General features: G+C 69.4%; 18 protein-coding genes. 12 read left to right on the top strand and 6 right to left on the bottom strand.

Annotated features, from left to right (window positions below):
* Positions 1-31: 31 nt before the first annotated feature.
* The 10 genes from ABD093_RS17995 (at position 32) to ABD093_RS18040 (ending at position 11,118) form a co-directional block, all read left to right on the top strand.
* The gene (locus ABD093_RS17995; protein ID WP_193115940.1) at positions 32-1,675 is read left to right on the top strand and encodes an ABC transporter substrate-binding protein; all 1,644 of its coding nucleotides are present in this window, start codon (positions 32-34) and stop codon (positions 1,673-1,675) included.
* Positions 1,672-2,766, top strand: coding sequence for an ABC transporter permease (locus tag ABD093_RS18000; RefSeq protein WP_193115939.1), 1,095 nt, complete (start codon positions 1,672-1,674; stop codon positions 2,764-2,766). Before ABD093_RS17995 ends, ABD093_RS18000 begins: the two co-directional genes overlap by 4 nt.
* A 1-nt stretch (position 2,767) precedes the next feature.
* Entirely contained in the window at positions 2,768-3,802 is a 1,035-nt protein-coding gene (locus ABD093_RS18005; protein WP_343926200.1) for an ABC transporter permease, read from the top strand.
* The gene (locus ABD093_RS18010; RefSeq protein WP_343926202.1) at positions 3,799-5,493 is read left to right on the top strand and encodes an ABC transporter ATP-binding protein; all 1,695 of its coding nucleotides are present in this window, start codon (positions 3,799-3,801) and stop codon (positions 5,491-5,493) included. The genes ABD093_RS18005 and ABD093_RS18010 overlap by 4 nt, the downstream gene beginning before the upstream one ends.
* 114 nt (positions 5,494-5,607) lie before the next feature.
* The gene (locus ABD093_RS18015; RefSeq protein ID WP_343926204.1) at positions 5,608-6,003 is read left to right on the top strand and encodes a cupin domain-containing protein; all 396 of its coding nucleotides are present in this window, start codon (positions 5,608-5,610) and stop codon (positions 6,001-6,003) included.
* 135 nt (positions 6,004-6,138) lie between these two features.
* Complete coding sequence (locus tag ABD093_RS18020) at positions 6,139-6,528, top strand: hypothetical protein (protein WP_343926206.1); 390 nt, start codon at positions 6,139-6,141, stop codon at positions 6,526-6,528.
* Positions 6,529-6,660: 132 nt separating this feature from the next.
* Positions 6,661-7,920: a heparan-alpha-glucosaminide N-acetyltransferase domain-containing protein gene (locus ABD093_RS18025; protein WP_343926208.1), complete on the top strand. Its 1,260-nt coding sequence runs from the start codon at positions 6,661-6,663 to the stop codon at positions 7,918-7,920.
* Positions 7,921-8,050: 130 nt separating this feature from the next.
* The gene (locus ABD093_RS18030; RefSeq protein WP_343926210.1) at positions 8,051-9,358 is read left to right on the top strand and encodes a metallophosphoesterase family protein; all 1,308 of its coding nucleotides are present in this window, start codon (positions 8,051-8,053) and stop codon (positions 9,356-9,358) included.
* Positions 9,359-9,451: 93 nt separating this feature from the next.
* The gene (locus ABD093_RS18035) at positions 9,452-9,820 is read left to right on the top strand and encodes a YciI family protein (protein ID WP_343926212.1); all 369 of its coding nucleotides are present in this window, start codon (positions 9,452-9,454) and stop codon (positions 9,818-9,820) included.
* Positions 9,817-11,118: an RNA polymerase sigma factor gene (locus ABD093_RS18040; protein WP_343926214.1), complete on the top strand. Its 1,302-nt coding sequence runs from the start codon at positions 9,817-9,819 to the stop codon at positions 11,116-11,118. Before ABD093_RS18035 ends, ABD093_RS18040 begins: the two co-directional genes overlap by 4 nt.
* A gap of 30 nt (positions 11,119-11,148) precedes the next feature.
* Here the strand turns inward: ABD093_RS18040 and ABD093_RS18045 are convergent, their stop codons facing one another.
* The 5 genes from ABD093_RS18045 to ABD093_RS18065 form a co-directional block, all read right to left on the bottom strand.
* A complete protein-coding gene (locus ABD093_RS18045; RefSeq protein WP_343926216.1) occupies positions 11,149-11,859 on the bottom strand; it encodes a (deoxy)nucleoside triphosphate pyrophosphohydrolase in 711 nt (236 codons plus the stop codon).
* A 136-nt stretch (positions 11,860-11,995) separates the two neighbouring features.
* Positions 11,996-13,135, bottom strand: a complete 1,140-nt coding sequence (locus ABD093_RS18050; RefSeq protein WP_343926218.1) for a hypothetical protein — start codon at positions 13,133-13,135, stop codon at positions 11,996-11,998.
* Between the two features lie 102 nt (positions 13,136-13,237).
* Complete coding sequence (gene recQ, locus ABD093_RS18055) at positions 13,238-15,133, bottom strand: DNA helicase RecQ (protein WP_343926219.1); 1,896 nt, start codon at positions 15,131-15,133, stop codon at positions 13,238-13,240.
* A 149-nt stretch (positions 15,134-15,282) separates the two neighbouring features.
* A complete protein-coding gene (locus ABD093_RS18060) occupies positions 15,283-17,010 on the bottom strand; it encodes an MDR family MFS transporter (RefSeq protein ID WP_343926221.1) in 1,728 nt (575 codons plus the stop codon).
* Complete coding sequence (locus tag ABD093_RS18065; RefSeq protein ID WP_343926223.1) at positions 17,007-17,624, bottom strand: TetR/AcrR family transcriptional regulator; 618 nt, start codon at positions 17,622-17,624, stop codon at positions 17,007-17,009. The genes ABD093_RS18060 and ABD093_RS18065 overlap by 4 nt, the downstream gene beginning before the upstream one ends.
* Positions 17,625-17,816: 192 nt before the next feature.
* On the opposite strand from ABD093_RS18065, the gene ABD093_RS18070 reads away from it, so the two are divergent.
* Entirely contained in the window at positions 17,817-19,346 is a 1,530-nt protein-coding gene (locus ABD093_RS18070; protein WP_343926225.1) for a polysaccharide pyruvyl transferase family protein, read from the top strand.
* Positions 19,347-19,887: 541 nt separating this feature from the next.
* Complete coding sequence (locus ABD093_RS18075; protein ID WP_343926227.1) at positions 19,888-20,892, top strand: TM2 domain-containing protein; 1,005 nt, start codon at positions 19,888-19,890, stop codon at positions 20,890-20,892.
* Between the two features lie 66 nt (positions 20,893-20,958).
* Here the strand turns inward: ABD093_RS18075 and ABD093_RS18080 are convergent, their stop codons facing one another.
* Positions 20,959-22,551, bottom strand: coding sequence for a DHA2 family efflux MFS transporter permease subunit (locus ABD093_RS18080; RefSeq protein WP_377802494.1), 1,593 nt, complete (start codon positions 22,549-22,551; stop codon positions 20,959-20,961).
* Between the last annotated feature and the right edge of the window lie 5 nt (positions 22,552-22,556).

Consider the following 22,556-nt stretch of genomic DNA (forward strand, 5'->3'; position numbering starts at 1 on the left):
CCGTGCACCGGCCTGCCCTCTGGAGGAACCCATGTTCGATGCCGCTTTCACCCCCAAGCGACGCACAGTTCTGCTGTCCCTGGCGGGGATCCCCGTGCTGCTGTCGGCCTGCGCCAAGACCACGGACGACGGCGGCGGGAGCGGCGGCGGTGGTGACGCCGAGGGCGCCCTGACCGTCGGCACCACCGACAAGGTCACCGCGCTCGACCCGGCCGCTGCCTATGACAACGGTTCCTCGACCGTGTGGACGCAGGTCTACGGCTACCTCATGAACACGAAGATCGGCTCCGAGGACGGCAAGCCCGAGCCCGACCTCGCCGAGTCCGCCGAGTTCACGAGCGACAACATCTACACCGTGACCCTGCAGGAGGGTCTCACCTTCGCCAACGGCAACGAGCTCACCAGCGAGGACGTCAAGCACACCTTCGACCGTCAGCTCAAGATCGCCGACCCCAACGGCCCGTCGAGCCTGCTGGGGAACCTCGAGAAGGTCGAGGCGGTCGACGACCTGACCGTCGAGTTCCACCTCAAGGAGCCGGGCGACCAGACGTTCCCGTACGTGCTGTGCAGCCCGGCCGGCCCGATCGTCGACGCCGACGTGTTCCCGGCCGACGCGGTGCTGCCCGACGACGAGATCGTCTCCGGCAAGGCCTTCTGCGGGCCGTACCAGATCGCGACCTGGAAGCTCAACGAGCTGGTCTCCTTCGAGGCCTTCGAGGGGTACAAGGGGCTGTTCGGCGCCCCCACCACCGCGAAGGTGTCGATGTCGTACTACGCCGATCAGAACAACATGAAGCTCGACATCCAGCAGGGCAATATCGACTGCGTGTGGCGCTCCCTCTCGGCCACCGACATCGAGGACCTCTCGAAGGACGATGCGGTCACCGTGCACGACGGCCCCGGCGGCGAGATCCGCTACATCGTGTTCAACTTCGACACCATGCCCTACGGTGCGAAGACCGAGGACGCCGACCCGAAGAAGTCGCAGGCCGTGCGCCAGGCCGCCGCGGACCTCATCGACCGCCAGGCCATCGCGACCTCCGTCTACAAGGACACCTACACCCCGCTGTACTCGTACATCCCCGAGGGTCTGCCCGGCAACGGGACCCAGTTCCAGGACCTCTACGGCGACGGCAAGGGCGGCCCCGACGCCGCCAAGGCCAAGCAGCGCCTCGAGGATGCGGGCGTCGAGATCCCGGTCAAGCTCAGCCTGCAGTACAACCCCGATCACTACGGCAGCTCCTCGGGCGACGAATACGCCGCCGTCAAGGCGCAGCTGGAGGAGGGGGAGCTGTTCGTCGTGGACCTGCAGTCCACCGAGTGGGTGCAGTACTCCACGGACCGCACCACCGACGTCTACCCGGCGTACCAGCTGGGCTGGTTCCCCGATTACTCGGACGCGGACAACTACCTCACGCCGTTCTTCCTCACCGACAACTTCCTGGTGAACCACTACAGCAACGACGAGGTCAACGATCTGATCGCCCAGCAGCGCGGCACCGCGGACCCCGCCGAGCGCGAGGCCCTGTTCGTGAAGATCCAGGACATCGTCGCCGACGAGATCTCCACCCTGCCGCTCCTGCAGGGCGCGCAGATCGCGGTGTCGACGTCCGAGGTCCAGGGCGTCACCCTGGACTCCTCGTTCAAGTTCCGCCTCGCCCCGCTCAGCAAGTGACCACGGGCCTCGACACCGAGGTCGAGAACACCCCCGCCAGCACGCCTGCGCCCCGGCGCAAGCGGTCCGGCGGGGGTCTCGGCCGCTACATCCTGGTCCGCTTCCTCCTCATCATCCCGACCGTGTTCATCCTGATGACGGTCGTGTTCTTCCTGATGAGGATCACCGGCGACCCGATCACGGCGGCCCTCGGCGGCCGCCTCACCCCTGACCAGCTCGCGCAGCGGCGGGCCGAGGCAGGGTACGACCGGCCCCTGATCGTGCAGTACTTCGACTACCTCGGCGGCGTGCTGCAGGGCGACTTCGGCATGTCCTACACGGATCGCACCCCGGTCACCGAGATCCTCACGACCTACGGCGGCGCCACCTTCGAGCTGGTCGTCTACGCCGTGGTCGTGGCGCTCGTCGCAGGCGTGCCGCTGGGCATGATCGCGGCGCGCACCCGCGATCGCTGGCCCGATGCCGTGCTGCGGGTCGTCGCGATCCTCGGCTATGCCACGCCCGTGTTCTTCGTGGGCCTGCTGCTGAAGCTCGTGTTCTCCGCGGGCCTGGGATGGCTGCCGGTCGCCGGGCGGATCTCGACCCGCGGCGAGCTGACCATGGGCTCGATCTTGAACCCCAGCCCGTTCTACCTGCTCGACGCGCTCCGGCTGGGCCGCGTGGACGTGCTGATCGATGTGGCGTCGCACGCGGTGCTGCCGGCGATCGCGCTCGGCGTGCTCACCGGCGGGATCTTCCTGCGCCTGGTGCGCACGAACATGATCGGCACCCTGGAGATGCAGTACATCGACTCCGCCCGCTCCCGCGGGGTCTCCGAGTCCCGGCTCACCACGCGCCACGCCCTGCGTCCCGCTCTGATCCCGATCGTCACCGTGATGGGCATGCAGATCGCGATGATGCTGGGCGGCGCGGTGCTCACCGAGACCACCTTCGAGTGGAACGGACTGGGCTACATGCTCGCCGAGTACATGAAGGCCCGCGACTACGTGGCGGTGCAGGGCATCGTCATGATGCTCGCGGTCATCGTCGCGCTGTCCAACTTCGTGGTCGACGTGGTCGCCGCCCTCATCGACCCCCGAGTGAGGTACTGACATGACGCTCTCGAACCCTGTTCCGCCCGGGGAGGGCGACGGCACCGACGCGGACCTCGCGGTGGAATCGGCGACCGTCGCGGCCACGGCCCGCTCGCCCTGGTACTTCCGACTTCCCGTGGTCAGCCATCTGCGTCGCAGCGTCGGCCTCCAGCGGGGAATGCTCATCACCGGTGTCGTGCTCGTCGTCGGCCTGCTGCTGACGGCCCTGTTCGCCCCGTTGCTCGCCCCCTACGGCTTCGCCGCCACCGGGGCCGACGGTGTGAAGTTCGGTGGTCAGCAGCCCCCGTCGGCCCAGCACCTGCTGGGCACCACGGTGACCGGCTTCGACGTGCTCTCCCGCGTGATCTGGGGGACCCGCACCGCGGTCGCCGTGATGGTGTGCGCCGTCATCGCGTCCCTGTTCCTGGGGGTCGCGCTGGGGCTGCTGTCCGGCTACGTGGGCGGCTGGCTGGATCGTGTGCTGGTGATGCTGGCCGACGCGATCTACGCCTTCCCCTCGCTGCTGCTCGCGATCGTCATGTCGATCGTGATCTCCGGCGGCCAGTCCGGCGCCTGGGGCGGCATCATGGCCGCGGCGATCTCCATCACCGTCGTGTTCGTGCCGCAGTACTTCCGGGTGATCCGCGCCGAGGTGGTACGGCTGAAGGCCGAGCCGTTCGTCGAGGCCGCCAAGGTCATCGGCACCGGGCACCGCCGCATCATGGGCACCCACCTGCTGCGCAACTCCACCCGCACCCTGCCGCTGATCTTCACCCTCAACTCCTCCGAGGCGATCCTCACCCTGGCCGCCCTCGGCTTCCTGGGCTTCGGCATCGAGCCGACCAGCGCCTCCGAATGGGGCTACGACCTCAACCGGGCCATGAGCGATGCGACCAGCGGGATCTGGTGGACCGGGCTCTTCCCGGGCCTCGCGATCGTGGCCGCCGTGCTCGGCGTGACCCTGGTGGGCGAATCCATCAACGATCTCAACGACCCGCGACTGCGCACCCGCAGGAAGCGCTCGCGCGCGCAGCGGAAGAAGGTGACGGCATGACCGGCACGCAGAGCACTCCCCGGCTCGAGATCACAGACCTGGACATCCATTTCGCGACCGACGGCGGCGACGTCCACGCGGTCGACGGCGTGAGCGTGAGCGTCGCGCCGGGGGAGATCCTCGCGATCGTCGGCGAGTCCGGCTCCGGCAAGTCCGTGACCGCCCGTTCCATCCTCGGGCTGCTGCCCGAGACGGCGGAGGACTCCGGGGCGATCCTCGTCTCCGGGACCGACGTGGTGGGGCTGAGCGGGAAGCGCCTGCGGGCGCTGCGGGGCGAGGACGTCTCGATGATCTTCCAGGAGCCCTCGAGCGCCATGAACCCGGTGTTCCCCATCTGGTGGCAGCTCGGGGAGGGCTTGAAGGCCCACCGGCCGAAGATCACCCGCAAGGAGATCCGCGCCGAGGCGATCGCGGCGCTCGAGTCGGTGGGGATCCCCGATCCGGCCGAGCGCATCGACCGTTACCCGCACGAGTTCTCCGGCGGCCAGAAGCAGCGCATCATGATCGCCATGGCGCTCGCGCTCGGCGCCGAGCTGATCGTCGCCGACGAGCCCACCACCGCGCTCGACGTGACCGTGCAGGCGGAGATCCTGGAGCTCCTGCGCGATGTGCGCGACCGCTTCGGCACCTCGGTCATCATCATCACGCACAACATGGGCGTGGTCGCCGACCTCGCCGATTCCGTGGCGGTCATGTATCGCGGCTCCATCATCGAACGGGCCGGGGTGAAGGAGCTGTTCGCCAGCCCGCGCGAGGAGTACACCCGCAAGCTGCTGGCCGCGGTCCCGCACCTGGGACGGAACTCCGCCTGGACGGCGCTGAGCCGCGAGCAGCAGCAGGTGATCGAGGACGCCGCTCCCGTGGTGGTCGCGAAGGACCTCGTCATCGAATACCCCGGCAGGCTGGGCCGGGCCCCGTTCCGCGCCGTCAAGGGCGTGGACTTCCAGATCCGCGCCGGTGAGGTGTACGGGCTGGTGGGGGAGTCGGGCTCCGGCAAGACCACCATCGGCCGTACCATCGCGGGTCTCGAACGCGCCACCGGAGGCAGCCTCCAGGTGCTCGGGCACGAGATGAACGGGGTGCGGGAGAAGGACTTCAAGCCCGTGCGCCGGCGCATCGGCTTCGTGTTCCAGGATCCGGCGACCTCGTTCAACCCGCACCTGACGATCGAGGAATGCATCGCCGAGCCGCTGATCGTCCACGAGCCCCGGCAGTCCGCGGGGGACCGCTCCCGGCAGGTGAGGACCTTGCTCGAATCCGTCGAGCTGCCCGCGTCCTACGCGACGAGATACCCGCACGAGCTCTCCGGAGGCCAGCGCCAGCGCATCTCCCTGGCCCGAGCGCTCGTGCTCGAGCCGGAGCTGCTGATCGCCGACGAGCCGACCAGTGCCCTGGACGTCTCCGTGCAGGCCACGGTGCTCGAGCTGTTCCGGGAGCTGCAGGCCCGATTGGGCTTCGCGGCGCTGTTCATCAGCCACGACCTGGCCGTGGTCGATTCCCTCGCCCACCGGATCGGCGTGCTGCTGCGCGGCGAGCTGGTCGAGGACGGCCACGGGCCCGACGTGCTGCAGCGCCCTCAGCACGAGTACACCCGCAAGCTGATCGCCTCGCTCCCGGTGCCGGATCCCGTGGAGCAGGCGACGCGACGCAAGGCCTTCCAGCGTGAATGGGGAACCGGCACGACGGGCTGAGCGGAGGGACGATCCGTGGGCCCGACGCGGCGGGGGAGGAGCAGTTCCCCCGCCGCACCGGTGCAGTCCTCGCGATCGGACACGCGGTCACGATCGACGACACCAGGGAGAGACATGCAGAACCGGATGCCCGGCATCGCCCGACGGAGGATGCGGCACGCAGTCCTCGCACTGGGGATCATCGCCATGACGCTCCCGCTCGCGGCCTGCGACCGCTGGAGCTCTAAGTGCGATGTCGATTCGAGCTGCCACATCGAGATATCGGGCCTGAACAAAGCCTATGAGATGCCGCGTCCGCTGGACGCGGACGAAGGGGTCGACAACAGCAAGTGGCGTCCGGATCGGATCTCGATCCATGAGGCCACCGACGGAGGAACCGCGACGCTGGTCATCGGGGGCGAGGAGCACGTCTGCGCCGCCGGCGAGAGCTTCACCATCGTGGACACGACCATCACCTGCACCGAGGTCGGCGACGACTCGATCGTGCTGGACACCGTCCGCGAGGGCTGAACGCAGCGGTCGCTCCGACGATGAGCGCCCGGGGCGGCGAACGGGGAGTCCTCTCCATCGCCGTCCGGCGCGGATGCCCGCTACGGTGGCACGAGCCGATGCAGGACGAGCACGAGAGCGAGCAGGAGAGCGAGCTTGAGCACTGGAACCCGGATCAGTCGTCGACGCAGGCCGCGCCAGGTGCTGCTCGCACTCACCATCGTCGGGCTCACCATCCCGCTCGCGGCCTGTGACCGATGGAGCTCCACCTGCGAGACGGACTCGAGCTGCCATATCGAGATCTCCGGCACGAAGTTCTACGAGCTGCCGCGCCCGCTGGACGCCGGCGAGGGAACCGAGAACAACGGGGCGACAGAACGGATACGACTGGTCGAGGCCACGGAGGGCGGCACGGCGACCCTCCAGGTGGGCGGTGAGGAACCCGTCTGCGCCGCGGGGGAGAGCTTCACCCTCGAGAGCACCACCTTCACCTGCACCGAGGTCGGCGACGAGTCGATCGTGCTGGACACGGTGCGGACCGGCTGAGCCGGTCGGGACAGCGGGGACGGCGGGTCCGACGGAGGGACCACGTCCTTCCCCGGCACTCCTCCCCGAGGAGGATCCGGGGTCGACCCGTGCTCCGACGTGCTCTGCCGCCGCGCACGGAAACCTGGAGGCATGACATCGACCTCCTGCCTCCCGGAACCGGACCCCGTCGTCGGAGACCGATCGACGACGGTGCTCGGGACAGCGCCCGCGCCCGCGACCACAGTCGACCCCGTGGCCGGAGCCAGCCCTGACTCGGCGCACGACCCCGGCCCTGCGTCGGACCGGATCGAGGCGCTCGATCTGGTGCGCCTGCTCGCGATCATCGGGATGATGACCGCCCACCTGCTGGCGCCGCTGGCGCTGATGCCCGATGCCGGCGGGATCCAGGGTTCGCTCGCCCGGGTCGCCCATGTGCTGACCGAAGGTCCCTCCTCGACGCTCTTCGCCGTGATCGGCGGCTGCAGCCTCGTGCTCGCCACGCGGCGCCGGCTGGAGCGCGGTGATCGTCGCGGCGCCGTCGCCTCCGTCATGGTGCGCGGCGCCTGCGTGGCCCTGATCGGTCTGCTGCTGGAGCTGCTGCCCACGGCGGTGATGGTGGTGCTGGTGCCGTTCGGCCTGGCGATGATGATCACGGCGCCCCTGCTGCTGGTGCCCACCCCTCTTCTCGTGCCGCTCATCGCGGTGCTCGCGGTGGGCGGGCACCCTCTCGCCCAGAGCGTCCCGGGTCCCGTCGAGTTCGGGACCGTGACCCTGCTGAGTCTCGGGGAACCGCTGACAGTGCTGCGCGGGATCGCGCTCACCGGCCAGTACCCGCTGATCACCTGGGTGCTGTACCTGCTGCTCGGGATGGTGCTCATGCGATGCCTGCTGCGTGCCCGGCAGAGCGGGCGGACCTGGCGGGCCGCCGGCCTCGCCGCGGCGAGCGGCACCGTCGCCGCCGTGATCGGGTACGTCCTGCCGCTGGTGGCCGGGGCACTCGGTGCGACGACCCCGGGCACCTGGTACCAGGCCGCGCCCCACACCGGCACGCTGGGCGACATGCTCGCCACGGGCGGGGTCGCGGTGGCGCTGATCGCCGTCGCGATCGGGCTGCTCCCGCCGGGACAGCATCTCGTGGGCCGGCCCGCCCGGATCCTGCCCAGCGCCGGAGCGGCGCCGCTGACCCTGTACGTGATCCACGTGGCGCTCACCAGCGTCGCGCTCATCACCGCGGTGCTGGTGTCGAGCGGAGATCTGACCTCGATGCCCTGGTACGTCGCCGGGCTCGGGATTCTCGCGGTGCACCTGACACTCACCGTCGGGCTCGGCGCGATGCTCACCGCACGGGGCGGACGCGGGCCGCTCGAGGCGCTGCTGGCCCGCGTCGGCCGACGCGTCGTGCGCTCCTGAGGGCCGTGCACGAGACGGTTCACCCGTCGTTCACGGTCCCTTCCCGGCACGGAGTCCGTGCCGACCGGCGGCGGCCCCGTCGCTGTGCTTGCCTGGCACGGCCCTCTCCCCGATCCGAACGGCGGCCACGATGACTGCGCGCGATTCCTCCCGCGACTCCCTCCACGATGCCCACGGCTCCCACGGCTCCCACGGCCCGCAAGGGCCCCAAGGCACCGCTGACTCGTCGCTCGGCTCCGCCCCGTCGCGTCGCTCGCTGCTGCGAGCTTCGACGATGACCGCGACAGGACTCGCCGCAGCAGGCATGATGGGTGCCGCCTCGGCAGCGCCCACGAAGGGCGGGCACGGCAGGAACCCGAAGGAGGGCATCGTGCGCGGTGATCTGAGATTCCGCGACGACGGCACGTTCACCGTCGTCCAGTTCAACGACACCCAGGACGGCTATCGCACCGACGTGCGCACCATCGCCCTGCAGGAGGCCGTGCTCGACGACGTGCAGCCGGACTTCGTGGTCATCAACGGCGATGTCATCGACGGCTCGCCCACCACCGAGCTCGAGGCGAAGCAGGCGATCAACAACGTCGTGCGGCCGATGGAGGACCGCGGCATCGCCTGGGCGATCACCTTCGGCAACCACGACGAGGACTCCACGGCGACGACCGGCCTGGACGAGCAGGGCTACCTGGACTTCGTCGCCCGATACCCCCACAACGTGAACACGCCCGGGGCGAAGGACATCACCGGCAGCGGTAACCAGGTGCTCACCGTCAGCTCCGCGGCGGGCACGGGCAAGGGCGGCTCCGATGCCTTCGCCCTGTGGTTGCTGGACTCCGGCCGCTACGCCCCCGAGGAGATCGCCGGCCAGGACTTCGAGGGCTACCCCGACTGGGACTGGCTGCGCCCCGACCAGATCCAGTGGTACCTGCGGTCCTCGGAGGAGCTCGAGCGGACGAACTCCGCCGTGGTCCCCGGGCTGGTGTTCCAGCACATCGCCCTGTGGGAGCACCGCTTCATGTGGTTCGCGAGCGTCGATTCACGCACCGAGGCGGATCATGCCCGCGCCGTGGAGAAGCACTCCCTCGTGGGGGAGCGGAACGAGGACGAGTGCCCCGGTCCGTTCAACTCCGGCATGTTCGCCGCGATGCAGCAGCGCGGCGATGTGAAGGGCCTCTTCGTGGGCCATGACCACATCAACACCTACGTCGGGAACTACTACGGGATCCAGCTCGGCTACGGTCCCGGCACCGGGTTCGGCACCTACGGTGCGGGCGGCGCCGAGGACCACCGCCTGCGCGGAGCCCGCGTGTTCCATCTCGACGAGAACGCCGAGGAGGTCTACGCCGGGACCGAGCTGCGCTTCGCCGCGGACTACGGCATCGACCTCGATCCGACCGCGCAGCCGGGCGAACCGTCCGCGTTCCCCGACGGAGTGCGCTGAGCGCCTGCACAGGGCCCTGTCGATTCTGCGGAGCCCGTTCGACAACAGGGAGAGGACGGCGAGAGACGCCGCCCCGCGAGGAGGATGATCCAGATGGCCCGCTACACCGTGTTCCTGTACCACCCCACCGATCAGGCCACGACCGACCCCGAGGTGCTGGCGTCGCAGATGGCTGAGCACGACGCCCACGGCAAGGAGCTGCTGGACGAGGGCGTGATGGTCTTCGGCAGCCCGCTCGCGGACCACGACGCGACGACGTCGATCCGTGCCGACAGCCTCGTGGACGGACCCTTCGTCGAGGTCAACGAGGTGATCGTCGGCTTCTACGTGATCGAGGTGCCCGATCTGGACGCCGCGATCGCCGTGGCCAGGCGCAACCCGATCCTCCGCCAGGGTGGCGGCGTCGAGGTGCGCCCCATGAGCGCCGGTGAGGCCGACGCGCCCGGGAACGACCCTGCGTGAGCGACCGCGACGTCGTGGGGGCCGTCGCGGCGGCGCACCGTGCCCACTGGGGTACGGTGCTCGCGGCGACGGTCGGGCTGACGCGCGATCTCGACCTCGCCGAGGACAGCGTGCAGGAGGCCTATTCGCAGGCGCTCGAGGCCTGGGAGCGCGATGGTGTCCCCGAGAACCCGGCCGGCTGGCTGACCACGGCGGCCCGTCGTCGTGCGCTCGATGCGATGCGGCGGGCACAGACCCTCCAGCGCAAGCTGCCCCTGCTGGTGTGGGACGACGCCGGCAGCGGCGGCGACGGCTCTGAGGATGATCGACGGATCCAGGACGAAGCCGCGCCTGTCGTGCTCGATGAACGGATGCGGCTGATCTTCCTGGCGGCTCATCCCGCGCTGGCCCCCACCGCGCGCATCGCCCTGACCCTGCGCCTCGTGGGCGGGCTCAGCACGGAGCAGATCGCTGCCGCGTTCCTCGTGCAGACCTCCACGATGGCGGCCCGGCTGACCCGGGCGAAGAAGCGCATCCGTCTCAGCCGCATCCCGTGCCGCGTCCCACCGGCAGAGGAGCTCGAGGCCCGGCTCGTCGATGTGCTGGACGTGCTCTCGGTGCTGCTGGCCACCGGGTCGGATTCCGAGGAGCCACCCCCGGAAGCGGCCCCAGAGGGGACCCCGGAGTCGGCCCAGGAGCCGCCCGACGCGCGAACCGCAGTGCTCGACACCGTGGTGCACACGCTGGAGGTGCTGGTGGACCTGCTGCCGGCGCAGACCGAGCCGCGCGGGCTGCTCGCCCAGGCCCTGCTGCTGCGGGCGCGCGCCTCCACCCGAACCGACGATCGGGGCCGTCCGGTCGCGCTGGCGGAGCAAGATCGCACGCAGTGGGACCGCAGCCTGATCGATCGTGCGGATCGCGTCGTGGTCGGCGCCCTCGCTCAGGGCGGGCGCGGCCCCTACCTGCTCCAGGGCGCGATCGCCGCATGCGTCGCCGTGCCCACGCGCCATGAGGACATCGACTGGCGCGAGGTGGTCGAGCTCTATGACATCCTGCTGGCGCATTGGCCCACGGCGATCGTGCAGCTCGCTCGTGTGGTCGCGATCTCCGAGGCCGACGGGGCGGCCGTCGCCCTCGCCGACCTCGAGCCGCTCGCCGCGGAGCTCGACGCGCACCGCCCGTTCCATGTCATCCGTGGCGAGCTGCTCAGCCGCCTGGGCGAGCACGACCGGGCCGTCCCGGCATTCCGCACGGCGCTGCAGCGCCCGGGTGGGGAGGGGGAGTCGGAGCTGCTGCGCGAGCTGCTCCGGACCAGCTGAGCACGAGCCGCCGCGCGTGAGGTCGCACCATCAGCCGCGGCCGAACCGCGGCTCGGCCCCGTCGAGGATCCGGGCGAGGACCGGCACGTCGGCGTCGGCCCAGTCTCTGCGCGCGAGCTCCTCGCGGGGGACCCATTCGAGCTGATCGTGATCGGTGCTGGCGAGGGGACCCTCGTCGTCCAGACGCACCCAGTAGCAGTCGAGGTGCAGGTCCCGGTCGCCGGCGTCGGCCTCCCCGCGGCCGATCAGCCATCCCACCGTCGCCTCGACGCCGAGCTCTTCGCGCAGCTCGCGGAGCAGCGCCTGCTGCGGGGACTCGCCCGGCTCGATCTTGCCGCCGGGGAACTCCCAGCGGCCGGCGGCGCTCTTCCCGGGGCGGCGCCGGGCGGCGAGGATCCGGTCGCCGCGCACGATGACCGCGCCGACCACCCGCAGAGGCGCCGGGTCCTCGGGCTCCTCCTCGCCGGTCAGGCCATCGGTCCAGGCCTCGGGCTCCTCGGCGAAGCCCACGTCGGCAGCCCACCAGGAGTGCTCGCAGTCGTGGCACTCACGGTCCGGGTCGAATCCCGTGCATCCCGCCCAGACCACCCAGGACGGGGACGACTCCATTGCCCCGGCGACGGGCATGCCGATGACGCGGTGGCGCACCTGGCCGCCGCCGCAGCGTGGGCAGGTGCCGCGCTCCCAGCGGTGCTCGGGGGAGTCCGCGGGAGGGGCGTCGTCGGAGGGCTCGAGGATCATGCGCCCAGTGTGCCGCAGGGCTGCGACGGTTCAGGCACAGGGAGCACTGCGGGAAGCACCGCGGGACACAGCGGAGCGGACCAGCACGAGGTGCTGGTCCGCTCCGGGGTGGTGCTCGATGCTGCGCCGCTCTCGGTCAGCTCCAGGTGACGGGGTGCTTGGGATCTGCCATGTCCACGGAGGGAGTGCCGAGTCCGCCGCCCAGCCACATCTCGCAGGTGCCCTTCTGGCCGTCCTTCTCGCACTCCATCTTGGTGTCGATGGTGCCGATGTACTCGCCCTCGACGAAGGTGGGCTCGTCATAGCTGGGCGTCGCCGTCATCTTGTCGATGGTGCGCTGCGCGTCCTCGGGGAGGGTGCGCTTCACGGTGCCGTCGGTGAGGGTGTAACCGTCATCGGTCGTAGCGGGGAGCTCCCCGATGCCGCAGCCAGCCTTCAGGGTGTCCTGGGCGATGCAGGCGTCGACGGACTTCTGCACCGCGGCGCGGAAGGTCGTCAGGCCGTCCTCGGTCAGCGTCGCCTCGGGCCACTCGATGTCGGAGTCGTAGTCGGTGTACACCAACGGCTCGTCGGTCGACGGGGCGAAGCCCTCCACCCCGAGGGCGATCTCGTAGGAGCCCGGCAGCATCGCGATGCTGACATCGGTGGGCAGCTCCTCGCCGTTGATCGTCGCGCCGAGGCCGGCCAGGGAATCCGGCGAGTAGCTGGCCCACATGGGGGAGCTCAGCTCGAGGACCTCGTCGGAGTCGTAGTCGCTCACGGAGAACTCGTAGGTGGTCGCCTCGCCGCCCACGGTGAACGACACCGGCACGGTGCCGTCCATGCCGTCGGGGTCCATCACGGGAGCCTCCACGGCGACGTCGGCGATCGGGGCGGCCGCGAGCGCTGCGTCATAGGCCGCTGCGGGCAGCATCTCGTCGCTCGGGCTGGGGTCCGCCACGAGCTCGAACGCCGTGGTGGAGTCCCCGGCGACCAGGGCGTCCATGTAGTCGGTGACCAGGGTCGTGGCCTGCTCCTCCGGGGTGGCGGACTTGTCGCCTCCGCCGCCTCCGTCGCCTCCGCCGCCCGTGGTGTCCCCTCCGCCTCCGCGTACGGCGAAGAAGATGATCAGGGCGATCACCACGAGCACCGCGATGATGAGGAAGAGCGCTCCCGCGACGATGCCGATGATCAGGCCGGTGCGCTTCTTCTTCGGCGGCGGGGGCGGCATCGGGGATGACGGCGGGGTCGACATCGGGCCGCCGTACTGGGGCATCGAGGAGGGGGGCTGTGACACGGGGAACTCCTGGGACTTCGCTGACGGAAGGGCCCAGGATATCCGGATCCGGTTCTGGTACGGGTATCGATGCCGGATCGAGACCGTCGCGTGTCGAACGATCTACACGCCGAGGGCCTCCAGCACGGCATCTCCGTACTCCGCGAGCTTCTTCGCCCCGACGCCGCTAATGCCGCTGAGCGCACCGGTCGATGCGGGCCGGGACTGGACGATCGCGACGAGTGTGGCGTCGGAGAACACCATGTACGGGGGGATCTGCTTCTCCTTCGCGACAGCGGTGCGCCAGGTGCGCAGGGCCTCGAAGCGCTCGCGCTCGGCGATCTCCAGCCCGTCGGCGGCGCGTGAACCGCCCGCGCCGCCGCTCCGGGACGGTCGCGCGCGGGTGGCCTTCGCCGGGCTGCGATCCACGGCGAGCTCGACGGCGGCCTCGCTGCGCAGCACCGGGCCGGCCTGTGACCCCGGGACGAGCACCCCGTAGTCGCCTTCGGCATCGACGATGCCGCGCGCCATCAGCTGGCGCATCACCGAGCGCCATTCCTTCTCGCTCAGCTCCGCGCCGATGCCCCAGACGCTCAGCTCCTCGTGCCGGGACTGGCGCGAGCGGTCGTTCTCGCGCCCCAGCAGCACCTCGATGATCTGGCCGGAACCGAACTTCTGGCCGCGCTCGCGGTCCAGGCGGATCAGCGCCGAGAGCAGCTTCTGCGCGGGCACGGTCGCGTCCCAGGTCTGCGGGGGGCTCAGGCAGATGTCGCAGTTGCCGCAGGCCTCGGAGTCCTGTCCGAAGTAGCGCAGCAGTTGCACGCGCCGGCAGGAGACCGTCTCGCACAGGGCGAGCATCGCGTCCAGATGCGACCGGGCGTTGCGCTTGAAGCCCTCGTTGCCCTCGCCGGAGTCGATGAACTTGCGCTGGCTGACCATGTCGCCCAGGCCGTAGGCCATCCAGGCGGTCGACGGCTGTCCATCGCGCCCCGCACGGCCGGTCTCCTGGTAGTAGCCCTCGATGGACTTGGGCAGGTCCAGGTGCGCCACGAAGCGCACGTCGGGCTTGTCGATGCCCATGCCGAAGGCGATGGTCGCCACGATGATCAGGCCCTCGGCGCGCAGGAACCGCTCCTGATGGTCCTGGCGCACGCGGGCGTCGAGGCCCGCGTGATACGGGAGGGCCGGGATCCCGCGCTCGGAGAGCCAGGCCGCCGTCGTCTCGACGCTCTTGCGCGAGAGGCAGTACACGATGCCGGACTCACCCTCGTGCTCGGCGGTGATCAGCTTCAGCAGCTGCTCGCGCGGGGAGGCCTTGGGTTCGATCCGGTACTGGATGTTGGGGCGGTCGAAGCTGGAGACGAAGTGCTTCGCGTCCTCCATGCGCAGGCGTTCGGTGAGCTCGCGGTGGGTGGCCTCGGTGGCCGTCGCCGTCAGCGCGATCCGGGGCACGTCCGGGAAGGCGTCGGCCAGCACCGACAGGCCCATGTAGTCGGGGCGGAAGTCGTGGCCCCACTGGGAGACGCAGTGCGCCTCGTCGATCGCGACGAGGGAGAGCTGGGCACGCTGCAGCAGGTCGATGGTGCGGGGGAGCACGAGGCGCTCCGGGGCCATGTAGAGCAGATCGATCTCGCCGGCCAGCAGCTGCTGCTCGACGGCCTGGGCCTCGTGCCGCTCGAGCGTGGAGTTCAGGAAGGCGGCACGGATGCCGACGGCCTCGAGCGCGGCGACCTGATCGGACATGAGCGCGATCAGCGGGGAGACGACGATCCCCGTGCCATGTCGCAGCAGCGCCGGGATCTGATAGCAGAGCGACTTGCCGCCGCCGGTGGGCATCAGCACCACGGCGTCCCCGCCGCCGGCGACCTGCGCGATGATCTCGGCCTGTTCTCCCCGGAAGGAGTCGTACCCGAAGACGGTCGAGAGGATCTGGAGCGCGGCGTCCTGACCGGCGTCCGTCGGCGCTGCGTCGCCCTCGCGGAGGGCGGAGATCGGGTCGGCGGCGCGCGGGGAATCCATGGTGGCCACTGTATTCGTCGGCAGGGACGAGTGGCGACCGGGCGGGATCGGTGTGGACGCAGGGCCTCCTCGCACTGATCGGCGGGAGCGTCCATGAGGGGACGCTCCCGCCGATCAGGGCGCGAGAGTGAGCAGAGGACTGCCGGAGGTCAGCTGCCGGAGGTCGCCGGGACCTTGTCGCCGGAGATGCTCCCGGTCTCGTGCTCGTCGTGCCCGTGCGGGGTCTCGGCATCCTCGACGGTGGCTTCGGTGAGCGCCGAGGCCGCGAGGGCGGACCCGTCACCGGTGCCCACCACCGTGGACTCGTCCACGGAGCGGTCGATGCTGGTCGACAGCGCCTTCTCCTTCACGAAGAGCATGACCACCACGACGGCGAGGGCGACCGGGATGAGCCACTGCACGATCGGGAGCAGCGCCTCGTTGTACGAGCTGATGATCGGGATGCGGAACGCATCGGGCATCTCCGCGACGGCGGCCGGGGTCAGCCCGTTCACGTCGAGGGCCCCACCGGGGGCATCGGACGGCTGGGCGACCGTCGAGAGGTTCTCGGTGAGTAGGGTCGCCAGGCGGGAGGCGAAGACAGCGCCCACGATGGCCGAGCCGATGGTGGCGCCGACCTGCTTGAAGTAGTTGAAGGAGGCGGTGGCGGTGCCGAGGATCCGCACCGGGAACGCGTCCTGGACGATGAGCATCAGGATCTGCTGGCCGAGGCCCAGACCGATGCCGAAGATGCCGATGTAGATGCACATCACGACGTTGCTGGTCTCGAGGGTCATGGTGGAGATCAGATACAGCGCCACGGCCATGATCGCCGAGCCGATGAGCGGGAAGATCTTGTAGCGGCCGGTGCGGGTGACCAGCTGCCCGGAGACGATCGAGGAGATGAGCAGGCCGCCCATCATCGGGATCATGAGCAGGCCGGCCACGGTGGCGTCCACGCCGGCGACCATCTGGATGTAGGTGGGCATGTAGCTGAGCACGCCGAACATCGCGACGCCGGTGAGCAGCCCCGAGATGGTGGCCAGCACGAAGCTGCGGTTCCTGAACAGGCCCAGCGGGATGACGGGCTGCGAGGCCGTGGCCTCGACCCGGATGAAGAGCGCACCGAGCACGAGCGCGGCGGCGAGGAGCCCCATGATCTGCGGGGAGAACCAGGCGTACTGGCTGCCGCCCCAGGTGCACACGAGCACGACCGCGACGGTCGCGGCGGCGATGAGCATCATGCCGAGGTAGTCGATCGTGGGTCGCTGGGTGCGGATCGGTGCGGGCAGGTGCAGGAACAGGACGATCGCGACGATCGCGAGCACGCCGAGGGGGAGGTTCAGCCAGAACGCCCAGCGCCAGCCCGGACCCTCGGTGAGCCAGCCGCCCACCAGAGGACCGGCGACGGAGGAGACGGCGAACACCGCGCCCATGACGCCCATGTACTTGCCGCGCTCACGCGCCGGGACCACTTCCGCGATCGCGGACTGCGAGAGGATCATCAGACCGCCGCCGCCGAGGCCCTGGATGATGCGGGCCACGATCAGCAGCGCCATGCTGTTGCACAGCCCGCCGACGACGGAGCCGATCATGAACAGCAGCACCGCGCCGATCAGCACGGGCTTGCGGCCGAACAGGTCGCTGACGCGCCCGTAGACGGGCATCATCACGGTCGAGGCGAGGATGTAGCCGGTGATCACCCAGGTCATCTGCTCGACGCCGCCGAGCTGGCCCACGATCGTGGGCAGCGCGGTGGAGAGGATCGTCTGCGAGAGGGAGGCCATCAGCATGGTCACCATGAGGCCGACGAAGAGCAGGACGATCGTCTTCGTCGAGGGGGTCGACTCCTCGGTGGGGGAGTGCGGCCGCGCGGAGGTATCAGCGCGAGTTGTCATCGAACTTCTTTCAGGAGCGAACGGAAGACGGAGGTCGAGTGGTCGAAGGCGGAGAGGTTCTCCTCCTCGAGGATTCGGGGATCGCTCTCATAGGCGAACCGCATGATGGAGGCCGCCATCAGCACGAGCGCCCGGGCTCGGTCGAGGCGTCCCTCGACACGTTCTCCCAGCCGGGAGTCGTTCACGGTGAGCTGGTCGAGCACGAGTTCCTGGATCTCCTGCGCCTGGCGCTTGAGGCGGTGGTTGAACTCGGGGAAGCGGTCCACGAGCTCACGGCGCCGGGCGTAGCCGCCCTCGGTCATGCGTGAGGAGCGGGCGGTGACGGCGAGCAGGTGCACGGCGCGACGGAGATCGTCGGTGCCCGCAGCCTGCTCAGAGGAGGGCTCGGGGACCTCGTCGGGCACGCGCGGCGGGATCAGCCCGAGGATCGCGTCCTCTTTGCTGGCGAAGTAGTTGAAGAACGTCCGGCGGGAGACCCCGGCGCGATCGGCGATCGCGTCGACCGTCGCCGCGGCGAGGCCGCCCTCCTCGGCCAGCTCGGAGGCGGCCAGATGGAGACTGCGGAGCGTCTCGAGACGCTGCCGCTGGCGAAGACCGGGCTCAACTGTTTGCACCAGTGCAGTTTTGCAGTAATGCAACTTCGGAGCAAGGGGGCCTGCGCGTCTCGTGCCTCACAGGTGGGATGGGCGGGGGCCGTTCTCCCAAAGGCCACCTGTGGCCCTGCCCCGCCCAGTAGCCTCGGCGTCAGGGATCCCTCTCGGCCCCGTCGTGGCCGTCCGCGTTCCGATCCCAGAGAGAGCGAGTCCATGACCACCCGATACCTGATGCGGCTCGGCAAGACGCCGTTCGACGTCGTCGACGCCTTTCACACGCTGGACCGGAACCTGCTCGGGACCAACAGCGGGAATCTCATCTACGGGGCCGCGGCGCACAAGCTCTTCTCCACGCGGGACACGGAGGTCGACGCGAACTACTACCGCATCACCGCGAAGATGGCCGATGCGGTGAACGACGAGTACGACGGATTCATCCTGCCCCTGGCCAACGCCTTCCGTCCCGAGTTCGAGGGCCAGCTCCTGCGGACCGCGGAGTTCCTCGAACGCCTGAAGATCCCGTTCCTGATGCTCTCGGGGGGCGCGCAGCTCCCACTGGACGGTGACCCCGCGGCGCTCAAGGCCATGGAGCCGACGGTGAAGCGCTTCGCGCGAGCTGTGCTGAACGGGTCCAGCGCCCTGTCGGTGCGGGGCGAGAAGACGGCGGACTACCTGCGCTCCCTGGGCTTCCACGACGTGGTCGTCGTCGGGTGTCCCTCGCTCGCGCTCCACGGGCCCGGGCACCGGGTCGAGGTGCCCGGGACGCTCGAGCGCGGTGCGCAGATCGCGTACAACCTGGAGACCAAGGACCCCTTCGGCCAGGACCTCATCGAGGATGCGGAGCGCCGCTATCGCTCCACTTACATGGCCCAGGAGCACGGTTCGCTCGGGCTCATGCTCTGGGCCACCGATCCCTACGCCGGCTCCGATCCGCGGCTGCCGCTGGACAGGAACCACCCGCAGTTCACCTCTGCGCGGGCGGAGATGTTCATCGACGCCTACCCGTGGATCGAGCGGATGTCGCAGATGAAGTTCTCCTTCGGTGCGCGAGCCCACGGCAACATCGCCGCTGTGCTGGGCGGCACCCCCAGCGTGATGCTTGCCCATGACTCGCGCACCCTCGAGCTGGCGCAGCACCATGGCATCCCTTATGTGATCCGCGACGGCGAGCACGATCCGAGATCGGTGGAGGAGCTGTACGCCCACGCCGATTTCACCGAGTTCAACCGCGGTCATGCCGAGAGGTTCGGGATCCTCAGCGACTTCATCCACGACAACGGCTTCCAGCACATCTACGACCCAGGCCAGGAGGCAGCCCTGGCGGCGTACGAACGGCGGATCGAGGGCACCTCGTTCCAGCCCGTGGTGCGGCCGACGTGGACCGCTGAGTCCCCGGAGGCGACGCAGCGCCATGCCGTGCTGCAGGACCGGGACGTGCGACGCAAGCAGGCGCAGTCGGCGATCCGTCGGGAGGCCACCAAGCGTCAGAAGGCGACCCAGGAGCAGCTCTCCCAGCTCAGCCGACGCCTGGACGAGGCGGAGAGGACCCTCGAGGCGGCCCAGCGGCGCGCCGACGCCGCGGAGCAGCGGGCGATCAGGGCCGAGGTGCAGGTGGCGAGGTTGGACAAGCGCCTCGTCACGCTCTCGCGGCTGACCGACGAGGCGACGGATCGTTCGCAGCGCGCAATGCGCATCCCGACGCGGCTGAAGGATGCCGTCTCCCGCCCCCGCAAGGACCGCTGAGCGGCGGGGTCGACAGCATGGGTCGAGGCTCGGCTCGTCAGGGCCACGGCGTCGTGATGTAGGACACCAAAGAAGTCTCGCCTCGGATGAATGCCCAGGTGGAAGCGCACCTCTTGACATGAGGCCCGGCTTTTTCTGGACATGCGGCATCGACTGTCGGATGGCTAGCTTAATCTTCTATTAGGTCAGCGCGGCAGGAACCCGTGCACGTCGGAACGCCCGCTGATCGCACCCTTTTCTGCTGGTCATGCGCTTTCGCGCGCCAAATTCCTGAAGGAGCACCATGTCTTCGTCCCTCCCGCCGCCCTCCAGCGGCCTTCCCCCTCAGCCTGCCAACGGCCAGCCCGCCCCGGGGCAGGGTTCTCCGTTTCCCGGTGGTCAGCCGGGCCACCCCTATGGAGCTCCGCAGCAGAACCCGGCACAGGGCTGGGTGCCCCAGAACGGCCAGAGCGCTCCCGCGCCGTACGGACAGGGCACGGCAGGGTCCCCGCACGTGGGCTACGCGGCGCAGCAGCCGCAGTTCATGCCAGGAGCCCCGGGCATGATGCCGGGTATGGGTGCTCCGGTGGCACCGCCGAAGGACTTCGTCGTGGCGTGGCTGCTCGCCCTGTTCCTCGGTTTCCTCGGAGTGGACCGCTTCTACCGCGGCTTCGTGGGTCTGGGCATCCTGAAGCTCATCACCTGCGGCGGTGCCGGTATCTGGGCATTGGTAGATCTGCTCATCATCATCTTCACCGGCGGCAAGGATGCCAAGGGTCAGCCACTCGCGAACTATGAGAAGAACAAGAAGGTGGCATGGATCGTGACAGCGATCGTGGTGGGCATCAGCCTCCTCTTCTCGTTCATCAACGCCGCGACGAGTGTGGATACGCCGGTGACGTCCGGAGAGGATGAGACCGTCGCGACTGCGGAGCTCGAGCCCGAGGATGCGGATCAGGTTGTTGTCGGGGACGAGCCTGCCGAGGACAAGAAGGCTGCTGAGAAGCCTGTGGCAGAGGAAGAGCCTGCCGAGAAGCCTGCGGCTGAGGAGAAGCCCGCTGAGAAGCCGGCTGCCGAAGCTCCTGCCAAGGACGTGCCCGCCGCACAACAGGCGATGACCGAAGCTGTCGAGCAGGGGCGCGCAGATGCAGAGAGCGCCGAGACTGATCTGCAACGCGCGAACGTCCTCAACGTGCGGAGCGACGCCCTGTGCTCCGCGATTCCCGATGGCGCCGTCCAGGAGTGGGTGGGCACCGTCGTGACCGTTGATGCCAATGGCGAGGGGAAAGCTGTCGTCGTTGTGTCGATCGAGGAAGACATCGAGATCGGCACCTGGAACAACGCTTTCTCGGACGTCTCAGACAACACGCTGATCGAACAGGGCGACCCGTTGTACGACGCAGCACTCGCTCTGGCCCCGGGCGACACCGTCACGTTCTCCGGAACGCTCAAGTCGGGTACCGAGGGGAACGACGAGTGCTACTACGCCTCGAACATGACCGAGGTGATGTCCATCGACTCTCCCGACTACATCATCAACTTCTCTGACCTCCAGAAGGTCGAGTGACCCGACCGGTCTGCCGGTGAGAGCGGGGTCGCAGCAATGTGCTGCGACCCCGCCCCGGGTCTGTCCTCAGGCGTCCTTCTCCCACGCTCCGGTGTCCACCGGCTTGCCGATGAAGAACGCGGCGACGACGCCGACGAGGGACAGCAGCACGGGCAGCAGCATGGCATCGGCCATGGCGGAGGCGAAGGGGTCGAGGAGGAACTCGGGGAGATCCCCGTCCGTCGGCACCGAGCGCTCGCCCCCGAATCCGAGGGCCGCATCGGGGCTGTCCTGCACAGCCTCCGTGACCCTCTCGGCGATGCGGTTGTTCATGAGCGTCGCGATCGCGGCGGAGCCCAGCACGGAGCCGATCTGACGGGTCTCGTTGTAGACCCCGGAGCCGGCGCCGGCGAGCGAGGGTGGCAGGTTGCGGGTCGCGGTCAGCGAGAGCGGGCCCCAGATGAAGGCGTTGCCGAGCCCCACGAGCACGAAGGGCAGCAGGAGCGGCACGATCGAGGCATCGGGCGTCATGATCCTGGACAGCCAGAGCAGACCGGCCGCGAGCGAGATGAAGCCGCCCACCGCCATCCAGCGGGGGTTGCGGGTGACCATCCACCTGCCGACGAACGGGGCGAAGACGAGGGAGACCAGCGCCATCGGCACGGTCATCAGCGCGGCCTGCGTCGGGGACATGCCCATGACCCGCTGGAAGTAGAGCGTGATGGGGAAGGACAGCGTCAGCACGGTGGCGCCCATCATGGCGATCGCGATGTTCGCGACGGAGAAGTTGCGGTCCCTGAACAGCGACAGCGGCACCAGCGGCTCGCGCCGGTTCTTCGCCTGCCACACGATGAACGCCACCATGATGAGCGCGCCCGCGATGATTAGGCCGGGCACGCTGATCGGCACTTGGGTGTCGAACGGACCGATCCGGAGGGAGTCGGTGACCGTGCCCCAGTCGTAGGTGTTGCCCTCCTGGATGCCGAACACCAGCAGGAACAGGCCGACGGCGGAGAGCACCACGCCGAGCCAGTCGAAGGAGTGGGCACGTCGGGAGAAGCGGGGCACGTTCTTCCACGCCAGCAGCAGCCCGATGACGCCCACGGGGATGTTCACGAAGAAGATCCACTCCCAGCCGGGGCCGTCCACCAGCAGCCCGCCGGCGAGCGGACCGACCAGCGTGGCGACGCCTGCGGTCGCGCCCCACAGCGCCATCGCCTGCCCGCGGTCCTTGGGGGCGAACATGCGCGTGATCATCGACATCGTCTGCGGGGTCATCATGCCGGCGCCGAGCCCCTGGACCACGCGGGCCACGATGAGCATCTCGACGCTGCCGGCGAGGCCGCACCACAGGCTCGAGGCCGTGAACACGGCCAGGCCCGCCATGTACATCGTCTTCATCCCGAAGCGGTCGCCCAGGCGCCCGGTGATCAGCAGCGGCACCGCGTAGGCGAGCAGATACGCGCTGGTCACCCACAGCAGGGACGCCAGATCCGTGCCGAGGTCCGCCTGCATGCGGGGGATGGCGACGGTGACGATGGTGGTGTCGACCAGGATCATGAAGAAGCCCAGCACGATCGACCACATCGCGGGCCAGGGACGGTCCAGCCGCGGGTCGCGCGGTGCGGTCCCAGCGGCATCGGAGGCTGTGGTGGGGGCGGAGTGCTCAGACGGTGACATGCGGG

This window comes from Brachybacterium tyrofermentans, from assembly GCF_039526165.1.
Classification (GTDB): Bacteria; Actinomycetota; Actinomycetes; order Actinomycetales; family Dermabacteraceae; genus Brachybacterium; species Brachybacterium tyrofermentans.

Excerpts from the sequence above, each read along its gene's own strand:
- ABD093_RS17995 (WP_193115940.1), top strand. The coding sequence starts at position 32 with ATGTTCGATGCCGCTTTCACCCCCAAGCGACGCACAGTTCTGCTGTCC.
- ABD093_RS18005 (WP_343926200.1), top strand. The coding sequence starts at position 2,768 with ATGACGCTCTCGAACCCTGTTCCGCCCGGGGAGGGCGACGGCACCGAC.
- ABD093_RS18010 (WP_343926202.1), top strand. The coding sequence starts at position 3,799 with ATGACCGGCACGCAGAGCACTCCCCGGCTCGAGATCACAGACCTGGAC.
- ABD093_RS18015 (WP_343926204.1), top strand. The coding sequence starts at position 5,608 with ATGCAGAACCGGATGCCCGGCATCGCCCGACGGAGGATGCGGCACGCA.
- ABD093_RS18025 (WP_343926208.1), top strand. The coding sequence starts at position 6,661 with ATGACATCGACCTCCTGCCTCCCGGAACCGGACCCCGTCGTCGGAGAC.
- ABD093_RS18030 (WP_343926210.1), top strand. The coding sequence starts at position 8,051 with ATGACTGCGCGCGATTCCTCCCGCGACTCCCTCCACGATGCCCACGGC.
- ABD093_RS18035 (WP_343926212.1), top strand. The coding sequence starts at position 9,452 with ATGGCCCGCTACACCGTGTTCCTGTACCACCCCACCGATCAGGCCACG.
- ABD093_RS18045 (WP_343926216.1), bottom strand. The coding sequence starts at position 11,859 with ATGATCCTCGAGCCCTCCGACGACGCCCCTCCCGCGGACTCCCCCGAG.
- recQ (WP_343926219.1), bottom strand. The coding sequence starts at position 15,133 with ATGGATTCCCCGCGCGCCGCCGACCCGATCTCCGCCCTCCGCGAGGGC.
- ABD093_RS18060 (WP_343926221.1), bottom strand. The coding sequence starts at position 17,010 with ATGACAACTCGCGCTGATACCTCCGCGCGGCCGCACTCCCCCACCGAG.
- ABD093_RS18070 (WP_343926225.1), top strand. The coding sequence starts at position 17,817 with ATGACCACCCGATACCTGATGCGGCTCGGCAAGACGCCGTTCGACGTC.
- ABD093_RS18075 (WP_343926227.1), top strand. The coding sequence starts at position 19,888 with ATGATGCCGGGTATGGGTGCTCCGGTGGCACCGCCGAAGGACTTCGTC.
- ABD093_RS18080 (WP_377802494.1), bottom strand. The coding sequence starts at position 22,551 with ATGTCACCGTCTGAGCACTCCGCCCCCACCACAGCCTCCGATGCCGCT.